General features: G+C 63.4%; 15 protein-coding genes. 7 read left to right on the forward strand and 8 right to left on the reverse strand.

The features are described 5' to 3' along the window. Position 1 precedes the first annotated feature (1 nt). The 4 genes from urtD to urtA all read right to left on the reverse strand — a co-directional run bounded on the left by urtD (position 2) and on the right by urtA (position 4,945). Positions 2-763, reverse strand: coding sequence for an urea ABC transporter ATP-binding protein UrtD (gene urtD / locus QX121_RS26165; protein WP_315813400.1), 762 nt, complete (start codon positions 761-763; stop codon positions 2-4). Between the two features lie 4 nt (positions 764-767). Continuing rightward, positions 768-1,931: an urea ABC transporter permease subunit UrtC gene (gene urtC, locus QX121_RS26170; RefSeq protein WP_315813401.1), complete on the reverse strand. Its 1,164-nt coding sequence runs from the start codon at positions 1,929-1,931 to the stop codon at positions 768-770. Continuing rightward, positions 1,928-3,490 carry an urea ABC transporter permease subunit UrtB gene (urtB, locus tag QX121_RS26175; RefSeq protein ID WP_409999375.1) on the reverse strand — a complete coding sequence of 521 codons (1,563 nt, stop codon included), beginning with the start codon at positions 3,488-3,490 and terminating at the stop codon, positions 1,928-1,930. The genes urtC and urtB overlap by 4 nt, the downstream gene beginning before the upstream one ends. 132 nt (positions 3,491-3,622) lie before the next feature. Then, positions 3,623-4,945: an urea ABC transporter substrate-binding protein gene (urtA, locus tag QX121_RS26180; RefSeq protein ID WP_315734602.1), complete on the reverse strand. Its 1,323-nt coding sequence runs from the start codon at positions 4,943-4,945 to the stop codon at positions 3,623-3,625. A gap of 509 nt (positions 4,946-5,454) precedes the next feature. On the opposite strand from urtA, the gene QX121_RS26185 reads away from it, so the two are divergent. From QX121_RS26185 to QX121_RS26195, 3 genes are all read left to right on the forward strand, one after another. After that, positions 5,455-6,864 carry a DEAD/DEAH box helicase gene (locus tag QX121_RS26185; RefSeq protein WP_315734604.1) on the forward strand — a complete coding sequence of 470 codons (1,410 nt, stop codon included), beginning with the start codon at positions 5,455-5,457 and terminating at the stop codon, positions 6,862-6,864. 24 nt (positions 6,865-6,888) lie between these two features. Next, on the forward strand, positions 6,889-7,179 hold the full coding sequence (gene infA, locus QX121_RS26190; protein ID WP_315734606.1) for a translation initiation factor IF-1: 291 nt from the start codon (positions 6,889-6,891) through the stop codon (positions 7,177-7,179). A 301-nt stretch (positions 7,180-7,480) separates the two neighbouring features. Continuing rightward, positions 7,481-7,693, forward strand: a complete 213-nt coding sequence (locus QX121_RS26195; RefSeq protein ID WP_006612155.1) for a cold-shock protein — start codon at positions 7,481-7,483, stop codon at positions 7,691-7,693. A 205-nt stretch (positions 7,694-7,898) separates the two neighbouring features. On the opposite strand, the gene QX121_RS26200 is transcribed toward QX121_RS26195, so the two are convergent. The 4 genes from QX121_RS26200 to QX121_RS26215 all read right to left on the reverse strand — a co-directional run bounded on the left by QX121_RS26200 (position 7,899) and on the right by QX121_RS26215 (position 10,875). Then, positions 7,899-8,459 (reverse strand): TadE/TadG family type IV pilus assembly protein, encoded by a 561-nt coding sequence (locus QX121_RS26200; RefSeq protein ID WP_315775477.1) that lies wholly within the window; start codon positions 8,457-8,459, stop codon positions 7,899-7,901. A gap of 82 nt (positions 8,460-8,541) precedes the next feature. Beyond that, positions 8,542-9,087, reverse strand: coding sequence for a TadE/TadG family type IV pilus assembly protein (locus tag QX121_RS26205; RefSeq protein ID WP_315734610.1), 546 nt, complete (start codon positions 9,085-9,087; stop codon positions 8,542-8,544). A 324-nt stretch (positions 9,088-9,411) separates the two neighbouring features. Next, entirely contained in the window at positions 9,412-9,912 is a 501-nt protein-coding gene (locus QX121_RS26210) for a pilus assembly protein N-terminal domain-containing protein (protein ID WP_315734613.1), read from the reverse strand. A 135-nt stretch (positions 9,913-10,047) separates the two neighbouring features. Beyond that, on the reverse strand, positions 10,048-10,875 hold the full coding sequence (locus tag QX121_RS26215; protein WP_315775478.1) for a sterol desaturase family protein: 828 nt from the start codon (positions 10,873-10,875) through the stop codon (positions 10,048-10,050). A 452-nt stretch (positions 10,876-11,327) separates the two neighbouring features. Between QX121_RS26215 and QX121_RS26220 the strand changes: the two genes are divergently transcribed. The 4 genes from QX121_RS26220 to QX121_RS26235 all read left to right on the forward strand — a co-directional run bounded on the left by QX121_RS26220 (position 11,328) and on the right by QX121_RS26235 (position 14,763). Then, a complete protein-coding gene (locus tag QX121_RS26220) occupies positions 11,328-11,492 on the forward strand; it encodes a Flp family type IVb pilin (protein ID WP_231317342.1) in 165 nt (54 codons plus the stop codon). Between the two features lie 326 nt (positions 11,493-11,818). Beyond that, positions 11,819-12,343: a prepilin peptidase gene (locus QX121_RS26225; RefSeq protein WP_315813403.1), complete on the forward strand. Its 525-nt coding sequence runs from the start codon at positions 11,819-11,821 to the stop codon at positions 12,341-12,343. A 126-nt stretch (positions 12,344-12,469) separates the two neighbouring features. Continuing rightward, positions 12,470-13,270: a Flp pilus assembly protein CpaB gene (gene cpaB, locus QX121_RS26230; RefSeq protein WP_315734619.1), complete on the forward strand. Its 801-nt coding sequence runs from the start codon at positions 12,470-12,472 to the stop codon at positions 13,268-13,270. Positions 13,271-13,287: 17 nt separating this feature from the next. Further along, complete coding sequence (locus QX121_RS26235) at positions 13,288-14,763, forward strand: type II and III secretion system protein family protein (protein ID WP_315735683.1); 1,476 nt, start codon at positions 13,288-13,290, stop codon at positions 14,761-14,763. Positions 14,764-14,772 lie beyond the last annotated feature (9 nt).

Consider the following 14,772-nt stretch of genomic DNA (forward strand, 5'->3'; position numbering starts at 1 on the left):
CCTAGCGCCCCAGATACACTTCGATCACCCGCTCGTTCGACGACACCTGATCGATGGTGCCCTCGGCCAGCACCGTGCCTTCATGCAGGCAGGTGACCTTGACGCCGAGCTCGCGAACGAAGGTCATGTCGTGCTCGACGACCATGACGGTATGATCCTTGTTGATTTCCTTGAGCAGCTCGGCGGTCTGATGCGTCTCGACGTCCGTCATGCCGGCCACCGGCTCGTCGACCAGCAGGAGCTTCGGGTCCTGCGCCAAGAGCATGCCGATCTCCAGCCACTGCTTCTGGCCATGCGACAGGCTGCCGGCGAGCTTGCGCCTGAGGTCCTTGAGCCGCACGGTTTCGAGCACCTTGTCGATCTGCTCGGCTTCGCTTCTCGATCCGCGCCAGAACAGCGTGCCCTTGACGCTGTGGTCGACGTTGAGGGCGAGCAGCAAATTGTCCTCGACCGACTGGCTCTCGAACACGGTCGGCTTCTGGAACTTGCGGCCGATGCCGAGCTCGGCGATGCGGGTCTCGTCGAGGCGGGTGAGATCCGTCTTGCCGTCGAACAGCACCGTGCCCTCGTCGGGCTTGGTCTTGCCGGTGATGATGTCCATCATCGTGGTCTTGCCGGCGCCGTTCGGGCCGATGATGGCGCGCATCTCGCCGGGCTCGAGCGTCAGCGAGAGATTGTTGATGGCGTGGAAGCCGTCGAAGGAGACGTGCACGCCGTCGAGATAGAGCAGCGACGACGTCGCGCGGGTATCCATCACGTTCATGCGCTCACTCCGCCATCTTGGGTTCGGTGACGCCGTCCTCGCGGGCGGCGCTCTCGGCGTTGGGCGTCTTGGTGCCGAGTTGATCCCACCACGTATTGAACGTGCCGATGATGCCCTTGGGCAGCAGCAGGGTGACGAGCACGAACAATGCGCCGAGCATGAACAGCCAGTACGGCGCCAGCACGCCCGAGGTGAAGAACGTCTTGGCGTAGTTCACGACGACGGCGCCGAGCGCAGCGCCGACCAGCGTGCCGCGGCCGCCGACCGCGACCCAGATCACGGCCTCGATCGAATTGCCGGGCGCGAACTCGGATGGGTTGATGATGCCGACCTGAGGAACGTAGAGCGCGCCTGCGACGCCGGCCATGCACGCCGACAGCGTGAACACAAACAGCTTGTAGGACTCGACGCGATAGCCGAGGAAACGCGTCCGCGACTCGGCGTCGCGGATCGCGATCAGCACCTTGCCGAGTTTCGACGACACGACGGCTCGGCAGATCAGGAACGCGAGAATGAGCGCGAGACAGCTCAGTGCGAACAGCGCGGCGCGGGTGCCTTCCGCCTGGACGTTGAAGCCGAGGATGTCCTTGAAGTCGGTCAGGCCGTTGTTGCCGCCGAAGCCGAAATCATTGCGGAAGAAGGCGAGCAGCAGCGCGTAGGTCATCGCCTGGGTGATGATCGACAGATACACGCCGGTGACGCGCGAGCGGAAGGCGAGCCAGCCGAAGCAGAAGGCGAGCAGGCCGGGCACCACGAAAACCATCAAAGCTGCGAACCAGAACATGTCGAAGCCGTGCCAGTACCAGGGCAGCTTGGAATAGTTCAGGAACACCATGAAGTCCGGCAGGATCGGATTGCCGTAGACGCCGCGGGTGCCGATCTGGCGCATCAGATACATGCCCATCGCATAGCCCCCGAGCGCGAAGAACGCGCCGTGACCGAGCGAGAGGATGCCGCAATAACCCCAGATCAGGTCGATGGAGAGCGCCAGGATCGCGTAGCAGACATATTTGCCCCACAGCGCGACCAGATAGGTCGGCACCTGCAACGCCGAGCCGGCCGGCAGCAGCAGGTTGGACAGCGGGATCAGGATGCCGCAGGCCGCAACGATCAGCACGAAGATGGTCGCGGCGCGGTCCAGCGACCTCGTCAGCATATGCGGCATCATGCTTCCACCGCCCGGCCCTTGAGCGCGAACAGGCCGCGCGGGCGCTTCTGAATGAACAGGATGATCAGCACCAGGATCGCGATCTTGCCGAGCACGGCGCCGGCGACCGGCTCCAGGAACTTGTTGGCGATGCCGAGCGTGAAGGCGCCGACCAGGGTGCCCCAGAGATTGCCGACGCCGCCGAACACCACGACCATGAAGGAATCGATGATGTAGCTCTGGCCGAGGTTGGGGCTGACATTGTCGATCTGCGACAGCGCCACGCCGGCGATGCCGGCGATGCCCGACCCCAGCCCGAAGGTGAGCGCATCGACGCGCGAGGTGGCGATGCCCATCGACGCCGCCATGCGCCGGTTCTGCGTCACGGCGCGCATTTCCAGACCGAGCGCGGTGTAGCGCAGCATCGCGAGCAGGATCGCGAACACGGCCATCGTGAAGCAAAGGATCCAGAGCCGGTTATAGGTGATGGTGATCTGGCCGAGTTCGAACGCGCCGCTCATCCAGGAGGGATTGCCGACTTCGCGGTTGGTCGGGCCAAACGCGGAGCGCACCGCCTGCTGCAGGATGAGCGAGAGGCCCCAGGTCGCGAGCAGCGTCTCGAGCGGCCGCCCGTAGAGGAAGCGGATGATGGTGCGCTCGATCAGCACGCCGATGGCTCCGGCCACCAGGAAGGCGAGCGGCGCGGCAATCAAGAGCGAGTAGTCGAACAGCGCCGGATAGCGGGTGCGGATGACCTCCTGGACCACGAAGGTGGTGTAGGCGCCGAGCATCACCATCTCGCCATGGGCCATGTTGATGACGCCCATGACGCCGAAGGTGATGGCAAGCCCGATGGCGGCCAGCAGCAGCACCGAGCCGAGCGACAGGCCGTACCAGGCATTCTGCACGCCGGACCAGATCGCGAGCGAGCTCTGGATCGAAGCGATGGCACCTGCCGCGGCCTTGGCGACGCTTGCGGGCTGATCGCCACTGCTGATCTCGGTGAGCAGCGCCAGCGCCTCCTGGTCGCCGCGCGCCTTCACGGTGGCTACCGCTTCGAGCTTGTCCACCTCGCTGGCATCGGACTTGAACAGGAGAATTGCGGCGCGGGCCTCGGCGAGCGCCTGCTTGACCGAACGATTGGTTTCCTTGGCGAGCGCCGTTTCCACGGTCGGCAGCGTCGCCTCCTCATGCGATTTGAACACCGACTTGGCGGCCGACAGGCGCGTGTTCACGTCCGGCGACAGCAGGGTCAGGCCGCCCAACGCGGCGTCGACGCTGCGGCGCAGGCGGTTGTTGAGGCTGACCGCCGCGGCGTTGTCGGGCAGCCTGTCGACGGCGGCGCCGGTGGCGGCATCGATGATCTTGCCGTCGGTCTGCTTGACATAGACCTTCTTGGTGTCGGTATCGAACATCAGCCGCTCATCCTGCAGCGCGCTGATGATCGGATAGGCCAGCGGATTGCCCGACACGGCGATCTCGCCCACCGCATCATCGGTGTCGGAGAAATCGTCATTGGCGAACTTGGCGACGGACTCTTCGAAGCTGGCCGCGAATGCAGGCGCGGCCACGGCAATCAGGACAATAGAAAGAAGAATGCGACGAAGAATCGCGCAAATAGTTGCAGGCACTGGACAACCCCGGCAGGAGGAAGTGAGAAGGCGGCGCTATCCACCGCCTTCTCCAGTCGTGACTTGGACGTCAGATCGATCTCAGCTGCCCGAGCCCAGGCACTTGTTGGTCTTGACGTTGAAGTTGCCGCACTTCTTGCCGACCCAGTCGCCGATCAGGTCCTTGGAGCCCTCGAGCTCCTTCGACCAGGCGTCGCCCGGGACGAGGTCCTTGGTCTTGTAGACGACGCTGAACTGGCCATCGCCCTTGATCTCGCCGATGAACACCGGCTTGGTGATGTGGTGGTTCGGCAGCATCTTCGACACTCCGCCGGTCAGGTTCGGGGCCTCGGTGCCAGGGAGGGCGTCGATGACCTTGTCCGCATCGGTCGACTTCACCTTCTCGACCGCCTTCACCCACATGTTGAAGCCGATCACGTGCGCTTCCATCGGATCGTTGGTCACGCGCTTCGGGTTCTTGGTATAGGCCTGCCAATCCTTGATGAACTTCTCGTTGGCCGGGGTCTTGATCGACTCGAAGTAGTTCCAGGCGGCGAGATGGCCGATCAGCGGCTTGGTGTCGATGCCGGCGAGCTCTTCCTCACCCACCGAGAACGCGACGACCGGGATGTCCTTGGCCTTGATGCCCTGGTTGCCGAGCTCCTTGTAGAACGGAACGTTGGCGTCGCCGTTGATGGTCGAGACCACCGCGGTCTTCTTGCCGGCCGAGCCGAACTTCTTGATGTCGGCGACGATCGTCTGCCAGTCGGAGTGACCGAACGGCGTGTAGTTGATCATGATGTCGTCCTGAGCCACGCCCTTCGACTTCAGGTAGGCTTCCAGGATCTTGTTGGTGGTACGCGGATAGACGTAGTCGGTGCCGGCCAGCACCCAACGCTTCACCTTCTCTTCCTTCATCAGGTAGTCGACCGCCGGGATCGCCTGCTGGTTCGGCGCCGCACCGGTGTAGAACACGTTGCGCTCGCTCTCCTCGCCCTCGTACTGAACCGGGTAGAACAGGATGCTGTTGAGTTCCTTGAACACCGGCAGCACCGACTTGCGCGACACCGAGGTCCAGCAGCCGAACACGACCGCGACCTTGTTCTTGGTGATCAGCTCGCGCGCCTTCTCGGCGAACAGCGGCCAGTTCGACGCGGGATCGACTACGACGGCCTCGAGCTTCTTGCCGAGCACGCCGCCCTTCTTGTTCTGTTCGTCGATCAGAAACAGGATCGTATCCTTCAGCGTGGTTTCGCTGATGGCCATGGTGCCGGACAGAGAATGCAGAACACCAATCTTGATGGTGTCGTCGGCAGCCATGGCCGGGCCGAAGCCGGCGACGCCGAGCGCCAGGCCGGCAGCAGCAGCCAGCCAGCGACGGCGGCTGAATGGCGCCGTTAATTCCTGAGTGAGTCGAGTAAGCATGAGGTAATATCTCCCTGACGCAGACGTGCTTCACAGCCAAGGCGGCCGGCGGTCTGCGGCGGAAGAATCGCAAGAAGCATGCCATGCCGTTCACATCTCGTAAGCCATTGATCCCAATCTGGAACTCGGGCCGATCGCGGCGGAAGGTCGCAATCTCGTGCCGCCGGCTTAGGCAGGCACGGTGATTATTCGGCTGGCATCGAGCACATGATTTATGCACTTTGTTTTGAATGGCTAAAATTAAAGCAGCAGAGTACCGGCTCAATCGCCGATCCGTTGCGCACCGGCCTTGAAAGTGCCGCCAGTCTGTTCCATATATCTGATAGATCGAGGCGAATCGGCCGGATCTTTGCAAGCCGCGTGTTCTTTAGCTCGTTCAGAGCTTCTGGCTTCGCATTCTCACCCATCCAATCTCGACGCTCCAAACACGCGGGTGTCTCTTCAACCACCCACCCGCGTCCGGCTGGCTGCCGACACGGGCCTCATCCTCTTATGGAAAGCCCAATCTTTTGACATCCTTTCAGGATTTTAACCTCGCCGACGCGCTGACGCGCGCGCTGAAGGAAGAGAACTACACCACCCCCACCCCGATCCAGGCACAGACCATCCCGCTCGCCCTCGAAGGCCGCGACGTGATCGGTATCGCCCAGACGGGAACCGGCAAGACCGCCTCGTTCGCCCTGCCGATCCTGCACCGCCTGCTGCAGAACCGGATCAAGCCGCAGCCGAAGACGGCGCGCGTGCTCGTTCTGAGCCCGACCCGCGAACTATCCGGCCAGATCCTCGACAGCTTCAACACCTATGGCCGCCACATCCGCCTGACCTCGGCGCTCGCGATCGGCGGCGTGCCGATGGGACGCCAGGTCCGCGCGCTCATGCCGGGCCTCGAGGTGCTGGTCGCCACGCCTGGCCGTCTGCTCGACCTCGTCCAGGGCAACGCCGTGAAGCTGAACCAGGTCGAGTTCCTGGTGCTCGACGAAGCCGACCGCATGCTCGACATGGGCTTCATCAACGACATCCGGAAGATCGTCGCCAAGCTGCCGATCAAGCGGCAGACGCTGTTCTTCTCGGCCACCATGCCGAAGGACATCGCCGAGCTTGCGGACGCCATGCTGCGCGACCCCGCGCGGGTCGCGGTGACCCCCGTTTCCTCGACGGTCGAGCGCATTGCCCAGCGCGTGATCCACGTCGACCACTCGGCCAAGCCGAACCTTCTGGCTCAGTTGCTCAAGCAGGAGCCGGTCAACCGCGCGCTGGTGTTCACCCGTACCAAGCACGGCGCCGACAAGGTCGTGAAGAGCCTGGAAAAGGCAGGCATCCCCGCCCAGGCGATTCACGGCAACAAGTCACAGAACCACCGCGAGCGCACCCTCGCAGCGTTCCGCACCGGCGAGATCCGAACCCTGGTCGCAACCGACATCGCGGCCCGCGGCATCGACGTCGACGGCGTCAGCCATGTCGTGAATTTCGACCTGCCCAACGTGCCGGAGACCTACGTCCACCGCATCGGCCGCACGGCACGCGCCGGCGCTGAAGGCATCGCGATTTCGCTCGTCGCCGGAGCGGACGAGCTGTCCTACCTTCGCGACATCGAACGGCTGATCAAGATCTCGCTGCCGCGCGACGATCGCCGCACGCCGGGCCTCCGCGAGGCGGCGGCACCGGCCAAACCGCCTCAGCGTGGCGGCCGTCCTGGCATGCAGAATGCGCGGACCAACGAGGGTGGCACCGCCGCAAAAGGCCCTCGCCGTCGCCGTCGTTCCAATGCTAAGATGGCGCCTCTGCCAGGCAATCGTCAGGAGCCCCAGCGGCCGTCGCAAGGCGGCGGCAAGGCCGGGTCGATTCAAGGCGTTGCTTTCCTGCATCGCGAGGGCAGACCCAAAAACCACGCTCACAACCGCAACCAACGGCCAAACTAGACGTCTATCGATCTGGAGAGAGACATGGCTAAGGAAGAGCTGATCCAGTTCGAAGGGCTGGTCACCGAAATCCTTCCCGACGCGCGCTACCGGGTACAACTCGATGCGGGGCACGAAATCGTCGCCTACACCGCCGGCAAGATGAAAAAGAATCGCATCAAGACGCTCGCGGGAGACCGCGTGACCGTCGAGATGTCGCCCTATGATCTGGAAAAGGGCCGGCTGATCTTCCGCCACAAGGACGAGCGCCCCAGCTCGACCGGCGGACCTCCGCGTGGCGCAGCGCAGCGCGGCGGCCAGTTCCGGCGGCGCTAGAGCCTTGGGCGGAGCAATGGTTCCGCCCAACCCAGCGAATTGATCAACTCTTGCGCAATCAGCGACAATTCAGCGCGTCGGCCTCAAGCCGGCGCGTCAAAAAATCATGCGCCCTCGCGCAGCTCAGGATTGTTTTGCGCGGGCATTTCCAATAGTATATCCCGCAATCGATTTTCGGCCGGACGAGATTAGCTATTACCGGTACAGCCGGTTCAGACGCTGACGACCCTTCCAAAAATTCGATCTAACCAGCCCAGGAATCTGGGTTACGCATTTGATATCTGAGAAGGGAACTACCCCCGTGAGCATGGGAACCGTGAAGTGGTTTAACGCAACCAAGGGCTATGGCTTCATTCAGCCGGATGACGGCGGCAACGACGTGTTCGTGCACATCAGCGCCGTCGAGCGCGCTGGTCTCGGCACGCTGCGCGAAGGCCAGAAGATCTCCTACGAGATCGTGGCGGACCGTCGTTCGGGCAAGTCGTCGGCCGATAATCTCCGCGCCGCCAATTGAGCGACGCCAGGGTAATCGCCTGCGCGATTGCCCGCCTGGACAACGAAAGGCCGCCTTGCGCGGCCTTTTTTATTGCCTGCTTTTCGCTGCCTGAATGCCCATCGTCGCGCTCTGCTCGCCCGAAAGACCGCATGTCGCGCCGGTTCGCAGGCGCGTGCGACCGCGGCCCCGGGGGCGGGCGGGCTCGGTTGCGGCAGCCCTCACCTCAGCAGTAGGTCGCCGGGCTATACATCACACAGGTCGACTGCCGCGGGCGGGTATAGGCGACGTCGCTGAGATTGACGCCGGTCTTGCCCATGACGTAGCCGATCGTCGGAACGTACTGGTAGTTCACCTCGCTGAAGATCAGATAGGTGCCGGACACCAGCAATTCAGCCGGCACGCCGACCGTCATGCCGACGGTTCGCGGTGTCGACCCCTTGCTCCACTTCACCGTCGCCTGCTTGGTGGTGGGATCGACATAGAGCTCGGTGATCGTCGCATTCACCGGCGTGGTGGAATAGGGGTACATGATGCCGGTCGAGGCGGCGAAGAAGTTCGACATGTCGCTATCGCCGACCGTGGTCGATTGCGATGTCAGATCCGACAGGGTTCGCGCCATCAAGGTGACCTTGCGGTCGACGGCGATCGCCGAGCAGAATTCGACCGTGCCGAAGAACATCACCAGCATCAGCGGCACGATGAATGCGAATTCGGTGGCCGCGACACCGCGTCGATCGGCGGCAAAGGCGTCGATGCGACGCCACAGGCGCAGGCTCGAAGACATACCCGGCATTCTTCCCAACGGCATGATGAATTCCTGGTGTCCCTCTGAAGGAGCTCGCGAGAGCCTTGTCGTGAGAGCCGTGTTATGAATACGGCTCGTTCTTGAATGCGGCCGTGCCCACCAGCAGCCGCTTGCTGCCGCTCAGGTTGGCGATGTTGTAGCCGAGCCCCGTCACGAAGATCGGCCATTGATAGAACAGCCTGACGACGACGATGTCTCCGGCGGCACCCGGGCTGTAGGTCATGTTGTTGACGAAGTTGCCGCTGTTGTCGATCTGGTTGCTGATCGAGACGCTCCCGAACGAGGAGTAGCTCTTCACGTCGATATAGATCTTGTTGCAGTCGAACAGCGCGGGAACCTGGGTGCAGACGTAGCTCGCGAACTGCGCCTGCGTATAGGCGCCCTGTTGCGCCTGTCCGGTCAGGATCATGCGCGCCGAGTCCTGCGTGATCGTCTCGAGCACCTGCCCGGCAAAGAACATCAGCGCCGTTTCGATGATCGCGAACAGCAGCGCGAAGAAGACCGGCGCGACCAGCGCGAATTCGAGCGCGGCCGACGCCCGCCGGTTGCGTCGGAAGCGGCGCAGCATCCGGCGCATCGAAGCGGTCGAGGAGACGGGGGCTTGCATGGGTTCATCCGGACTGGAAAGGCACATCAATCTGAGCGAAAGGAATAGCGGAAACTCCTTGGGAAAGGGTTTCCCACGATGCGGACAGTATGGCCTGCCGCATCAACGTCCCGCTAACCGTGCTTGGGGGTTCGTACGCAGCCAGCCCTTCGAGACAGCGCGTCACCGCCCGATCCGATCATCGAAACCAAACGAGAAACCAAACGAATCGGGCGACCCAGCCGCAGCACCAGCGGCAAGGCTCGCCGCATCGTCGGCGCGGACACGCGTGGAGAGGCGGTCAGGCGCTGCCATCGACCCGGGCAGGCGTGGCAAGGCCAGCGCTCAGTTGGTCTTCGAGGCCGCCGCCGCGTTACCGCTCGCCGTGCTGGACATCGTTCCAGCCTGGTCGAGCACCGATTTGAAGTAGTTGTCGCCGTCGCCCAAGGTCACCCGGCGCTGGCAGATCGGCATACAGCTATAGGTCTCACGATCGACGCCGCGATACACCGTCACGAGCTGGTCGGTGGGCCCGGCGACCTGGATCTGGCGATCGATCAGCACCTGTCCGCCACGATCCATCGCAATGAAGTTGGTGGCGCCATAGCTCTTGCCGGTGACGACGATGATGCCGCCGCTCTGCAAGGTCACATCGGCAATCATCGGATTGCCGACGACGAGGGTCGCGACCCGGTCGGGCAGCTTGACCAGCTTGGCCTGGTCGACATTCACGGCGATGGCGGGATCAGGCTCCGCCAAGGCGGCAGCCGGCCACAGCAGCACCGCGGCGACAGCTGCCCGCAATGCGAAGGAAACACTAGGACGACGCGATACACAGAACGACATACTCAAACCCCGGGACATTGACGAGCCGTCTCAAGCGATACGCAGCGGTGACGGCGCCCGACGCGGCAAATCTGCGCTCAATTGGTGAATGATCTGCAAACGTCGCCATTTGGTCTGGGGCGGTTGCAAAACCCCTCATCGCCGGAACGGAAACGCGAGCTGGCCGCCGAACTCACCGGGCATCGTCGCCTCGTCCTTGCCGTAGGCCATGGGCAACTGCCCCGCCGGCATCCGGAACGTGCCGAACAGGATGTCCCAGATCGGGAACGTGCCGGCGAAGTTGGTATTGCCGCCCTGCTCCATCGACGTGTGGTGCCAGCGGTGGAAGACGGGCGTGGCGAGGACATATTTCAGCGGGCCCAGCGTCCAGTTGAGATTGGCGTGCACGAAGGCCGAATGGAACGTGGTGAATGGTCCGACCCAGATCATGACATTGGGCGAGATGCCGGCCATCAAGAGGATGACGTCGACCGCGATCGTGCCGAGGATCAGGTTGATCGGATGGAAGCGGGCAGCCGAAATCCACTCCAGATCCTCCGACGAGTGGTGAACCGCGTGGTATTTCCAGAACTCGCCGCCATGGAACAGACGATGCGTCCAGTACAGCATGAAGTCGGAGAGCACGAGGAAGAGCATCCCCTGCAGCCATTCGGGAAGCTGCGCCAGCGGGCCGTGCCCGTTCTCATAGAAGGCGATCAACTCGTCGGCGTCGCGGATCTTGAAGAGAACGCTGGCGCCGAGCACGAGAAAGCCGATGCGGAGCACCCGGGCGAACACCGGCACGAAGAACCAGTAGACCACGTCGGTGACGAGCTCGCGCTTCTGCCACCACGGCTTGCCGGGATTGCAGGCCCAGAAGTGACTGAGCACCGAGAACACCACCGCCAGCACCAAGGTGATCGGCAACACCTTCTCGATGGTCTGGCCGAGCATCAGCGCGACTTCCCATGGCAGACCGGACATCATATTCCTCATCTCGTGAACTGTTCCGAGGGGTACTCCTTGGCGCTTAAGGAGCCGTGAACCTCGGCGCCGGCAAGACCGCTCTGCCTATCGGCCCGGCGCGATCGACACCGAGCCACATGCTCCGCCAGCCAGGTCGACACGGCCATATGCATATAGTGGGGAATGCGGAGCAGGCCCCGCGATGGACCGGTCGGGCATGACGGCTGAAACCCTGCGCTCATCTTTTCAACGAGACCGACCGCGGCGTGACCATGCATCATTTCGAATGATCGCGCCGCGCTTCATCCTATGTTTACTCTGCACAATAACAGCCATTTGTCGCCGTGTTTCGGCGACCGAATTAACTACGCCGAAATTCCTGCCCCCTAGGGTGGCCGCATGGTCACGGTGCTGAGAACGCCGCAACGACCAGAGTTTGTTCGACCAGCCACGTGTACATGGAGTTACCTATGAAGAATCTTCTTGCTCGCTTCGTGAAGGATGAATCCGGCGCGACCGCGATCGAATACGGTCTGATCGCCGCCGGCATCTCGCTCGCGATCATTGCCGCGGTGAACGGTCTCGGCTCCAGCCTGAGCTCCAAGTTCGGCGCGATCAACACCTCGCTGAAGTAAGCGGTCGTCACGGCCGAGCAAAGAAGGCCCCGGACATCCGGGGCCTTTATCATTTCCACATTCAGCTTCGCGGCGTTCAGTGATGCGTAACCACGTTTTGTCCGCAGCCGCGTCCCGGCCCCCGCCCAGCGGGGCCGACGTCGCCTTGCGTTGGATCTGCGGCGGCCTCGGCCTGTCCATCCTCGCTCTCGCGGCCCGCATCGTCAGCGTCTGGTGAGATCGACAACCAGCCGGCCATTCCGGCTGTTTCCCGATCGTTTATTTCTTGCAGCTAGACTCTGGCGCAGCGGCGCACCCATGCGCCGCGTCGATGCCATTGAGAGCCCATGCCCCTCGATCTCGCGCGCCTTCTGCTGTTTCCGGCCCTGATGGCCTTTGCCGCGGCGAGCGATTTGTTCACGATGACCATTTCGAACCGGGTCTCCCTTGCGCTCGTCGCCGGCTTTCTGGTTCTGGCGCCGCTGAGCGGCATGAGCATGGCTGACATGCTCATGCACCTCGGCGCAGGCGCGACCCTGCTGGTGATTGCTTTCACCTGCTTTGCATTCGGCTGGATCGGCGGCGGTGACGCCAAGGTCGCATCCGCCGCCGCCCTGTGGTTCGGCTTCGCCCACCTGATGAACTACCTGTTGTACGCCTCGATCTTCGGCGGCGTGCTCACTCTCGCCCTCATGCAGTTCCGGCAATGGCCGTTGCCCTACATGCTGGCGGGACAACCCTGGCTTGCACGCCTGCACGCCAAGGAGAGCGGCGTGCCCTATGGCATCGCGCTCGCCCTGGGCGCTCTGATGGTCTATCCGGAGACCGATTGGGTGAAGGCGATCGACGCTGCGCGTCTTGCATTGCTCTGAAAGCACCGTGTCAACGCGGTGTTAAGGCGATTTAGATACGCCTCATTAACCATGCTTTGACGAATAACTGCTCAACTCCCATCACGGCGGCGGAAACGTCGCGGCGTCATGTGGAAAGTGAAGCGTATGAATACCGCACGCATTGTGGTTCTGACCATCGCTGTAGGCGCTGGCGGCGTGGCCGCATATCTCGCGAGCGGGTCCGACGACCGGCCGGCTCAAGTTGCCGCGCCCGCGCCGCAGATGCCCACCGTCGACGTTCTCGTCGCCAAGGGCGACATCGCCCTCGGCCAATCGCTCAAGCCCGAAGATCTGCAGTGGCAGAGCTGGCCGGCGGCCACGGCCAGCTCCAGCTTCATCCGGCGCAGCGAGCGGCCCGAAGGACAGACGCAGATCACCGGCACGATCGCGCGGGCGCCGTTCATTGCCGGCGAGCCCATCCGCGAACAGAAGCTCGTCAAGGCCGACGGCTCGGGCTTCATGGCCGCGATCCTGCCCGCCGGCATGCGCGCCGTTTCCACCGAGATTTCTCCGGAGACCGGCGCCGGCGGCTTCATCCTGCCGAACGACCGCGTCGACGTGATCCTGTCCAAGCGCGAGCGCAATCCGGATCAGCCCAACGCGGGCGACGTCGTCAGCTCCGATATCATCCTGTCGAACATCCGCGTGCTGGCGATCGATCAGGCTCCGAAGGAAAAGGACGGCCAGACCACGGTGGTCGGCAAGACCGTCACGCTGGAGCTGAAGCCGGAACAGGCCGAGACGCTCGCGCGTGCCCGTCAAACCGGAACGCTGTCCCTGGCGCTCCGCAGCATCGCCGACGTCAACGTGGCCGAGCATCGCACGGACGAGACCAGCCGCAAGCGCAGCGACAGCGTTGCCGTCGTCCGCTTCGGCATTCCCAGCACGATGACGACGCAGAAGTGAGCAAGAGGACCACCAAGATGACCTGCAGCGAAAATCAGCGGAAGATGCGGACCCTGTTGGTCCGCGCGCTGTCGTTTTCGGCCGCCGCTGCGCTGACCCTCAATCCGGCGATCGCGCCGGTGATCGCGGCAGACTACCGCCCGGCGACCGCAGCTGCCGCGGACGGCCAGATCAATGCACGCTTTCTTGCGCTCGGCATCGGCAAGTCCGTCGTCATCGATCTGCCGCGCGACATCAAGGACGTTCTCGTCGCCGATCCGAAGATCGCGAATGCCGTCGTGCGCTCCGCCCAGCGCGCCTACATCATCGGTGCGGCGATCGGCCAGACCAATATCGTCTTCTTCGACGCGCAGGGCCAGCAGATCGCGGCCTACGACATCGCGGTCAAGCGCGACCTGAACGGCGCGCGGGCGGCGCTGAAGCAGTTGCTGCCGAATGCCGATATCCAGATCGAAGGCCTCGCCGACAGCATCGTGCTGACCGGCTCGGCGTCGAGCCAGATCGAAGCCCAGCAGGCCGGCGAACTCGCCGCCCGGCTCGCCGGCGGCGCCGACAAGGTCGTCAACTCGATCACCGTGCGCGGCCGCGACCAGGTCATGCTGAAGGTGACGGTCGCCGAGGTGCAGCGTTCGATCGTCAAGCAGCTCGGCATCGATCTCTCCGGCCAGCTCAACTATGGAACGGCCGTCGTCAAATTCGCCAACTCCAATCCGTTCACGGCCTATGGCAGCAATCTGGTCTCGAACAATGCCGTGAGCGCAGCGTTCGGAGCGGCCCCGACGGTGCAGGCGACGCTGCGCGCGATGGAGAACGCGGGCGTGATCCGTACCCTCGCGGAACCCAATCTGACCGCCATCTCGGGCGAGTCCGCGACCTTCATCGCCGGCGGCGAGTTTCCGGTTCCTGCCGGCTACTCCTGCGATCCGACGACCCATGTCTGTACGACGCAGATCAGCTTCAAGAAGTTCGGCATCTCGCTCAACTTCACGCCCGTCGTGCTCAGCGAGGGCCGGATCTCGATGCGGGTGATGACCGAGGTCTCGGAGCTCTCAAACGAGAACTCGATCACGCTGTCGCAAGCCGTCAGCTCGACGACGGTCAACTCGTTGACGGTTCCTTCGATCAAGACCCGGCGCGCCGAGACCACGCTGGAAATTCCCTCCGGCGGCGCCATGGCGATGGCCGGCCTGATCCAGCAGCAGACCAAGCAGGCGATCAGCGGCATGCCGGGCCTGATGCAGCTGCCGGTCCTCGGCGCGCTGTTCCGCAGCCGCGACTACGTCAACAACCAGACCGAATTGATGGTTCTGGTGACGCCGTTCGTCGTCCGCGCCGTGGCACAGAAGGATCTCTCCCGCCCAGACGACGGCTTTGCGGCCGCGTCCGACCCCCAGGCCGATCTCCTGGGCAGCATCAACCGCATCTACGGCGTACCCGGCCGGGCCGAACCCGGACGCAACTATCGCGGCACCTATGGCTTCATCACGGACTGAGCCGGGACA

The sequence above is a fragment of the Bradyrhizobium sp. SZCCHNR2028 genome, assembly GCF_032380995.1.
Lineage (GTDB): Bacteria > Pseudomonadota > Alphaproteobacteria > Rhizobiales > Xanthobacteraceae > Bradyrhizobium.

Bases quoted from the DNA above. Each gene is read 5' to 3' on its own strand.
- cpaB (WP_315734619.1), top strand. From the start codon at position 12,470: ATGAATACCGCACGCATTGTGGTTCTGACCATCGCTGTAGGCGCTGGC.
- QX121_RS26235 (WP_315735683.1), top strand. From the start codon at position 13,288: ATGACCTGCAGCGAAAATCAGCGGAAGATGCGGACCCTGTTGGTCCGC.
- urtD (WP_315813400.1), bottom strand. From the start codon at position 763: ATGAACGTGATGGATACCCGCGCGACGTCGTCGCTGCTCTATCTCGAC.
- QX121_RS26225 (WP_315813403.1), top strand. From the start codon at position 11,819: ATGCCCCTCGATCTCGCGCGCCTTCTGCTGTTTCCGGCCCTGATGGCC.
- infA (WP_315734606.1), top strand. From the start codon at position 6,889: ATGGCTAAGGAAGAGCTGATCCAGTTCGAAGGGCTGGTCACCGAAATC.
- QX121_RS26200 (WP_315775477.1), bottom strand. From the start codon at position 8,459: ATGTCTTCGAGCCTGCGCCTGTGGCGTCGCATCGACGCCTTTGCCGCC.
- QX121_RS26215 (WP_315775478.1), bottom strand. From the start codon at position 10,875: ATGTCCGGTCTGCCATGGGAAGTCGCGCTGATGCTCGGCCAGACCATC.
- urtA (WP_315734602.1), bottom strand. From the start codon at position 4,945: ATGCTTACTCGACTCACTCAGGAATTAACGGCGCCATTCAGCCGCCGT.
- urtC (WP_315813401.1), bottom strand. From the start codon at position 1,931: ATGATGCCGCATATGCTGACGAGGTCGCTGGACCGCGCCGCGACCATC.
- QX121_RS26220 (WP_231317342.1), top strand. From the start codon at position 11,328: ATGAAGAATCTTCTTGCTCGCTTCGTGAAGGATGAATCCGGCGCGACC.
- QX121_RS26210 (WP_315734613.1), bottom strand. From the start codon at position 9,912: ATGTCGTTCTGTGTATCGCGTCGTCCTAGTGTTTCCTTCGCATTGCGG.
- QX121_RS26205 (WP_315734610.1), bottom strand. From the start codon at position 9,087: ATGCAAGCCCCCGTCTCCTCGACCGCTTCGATGCGCCGGATGCTGCGC.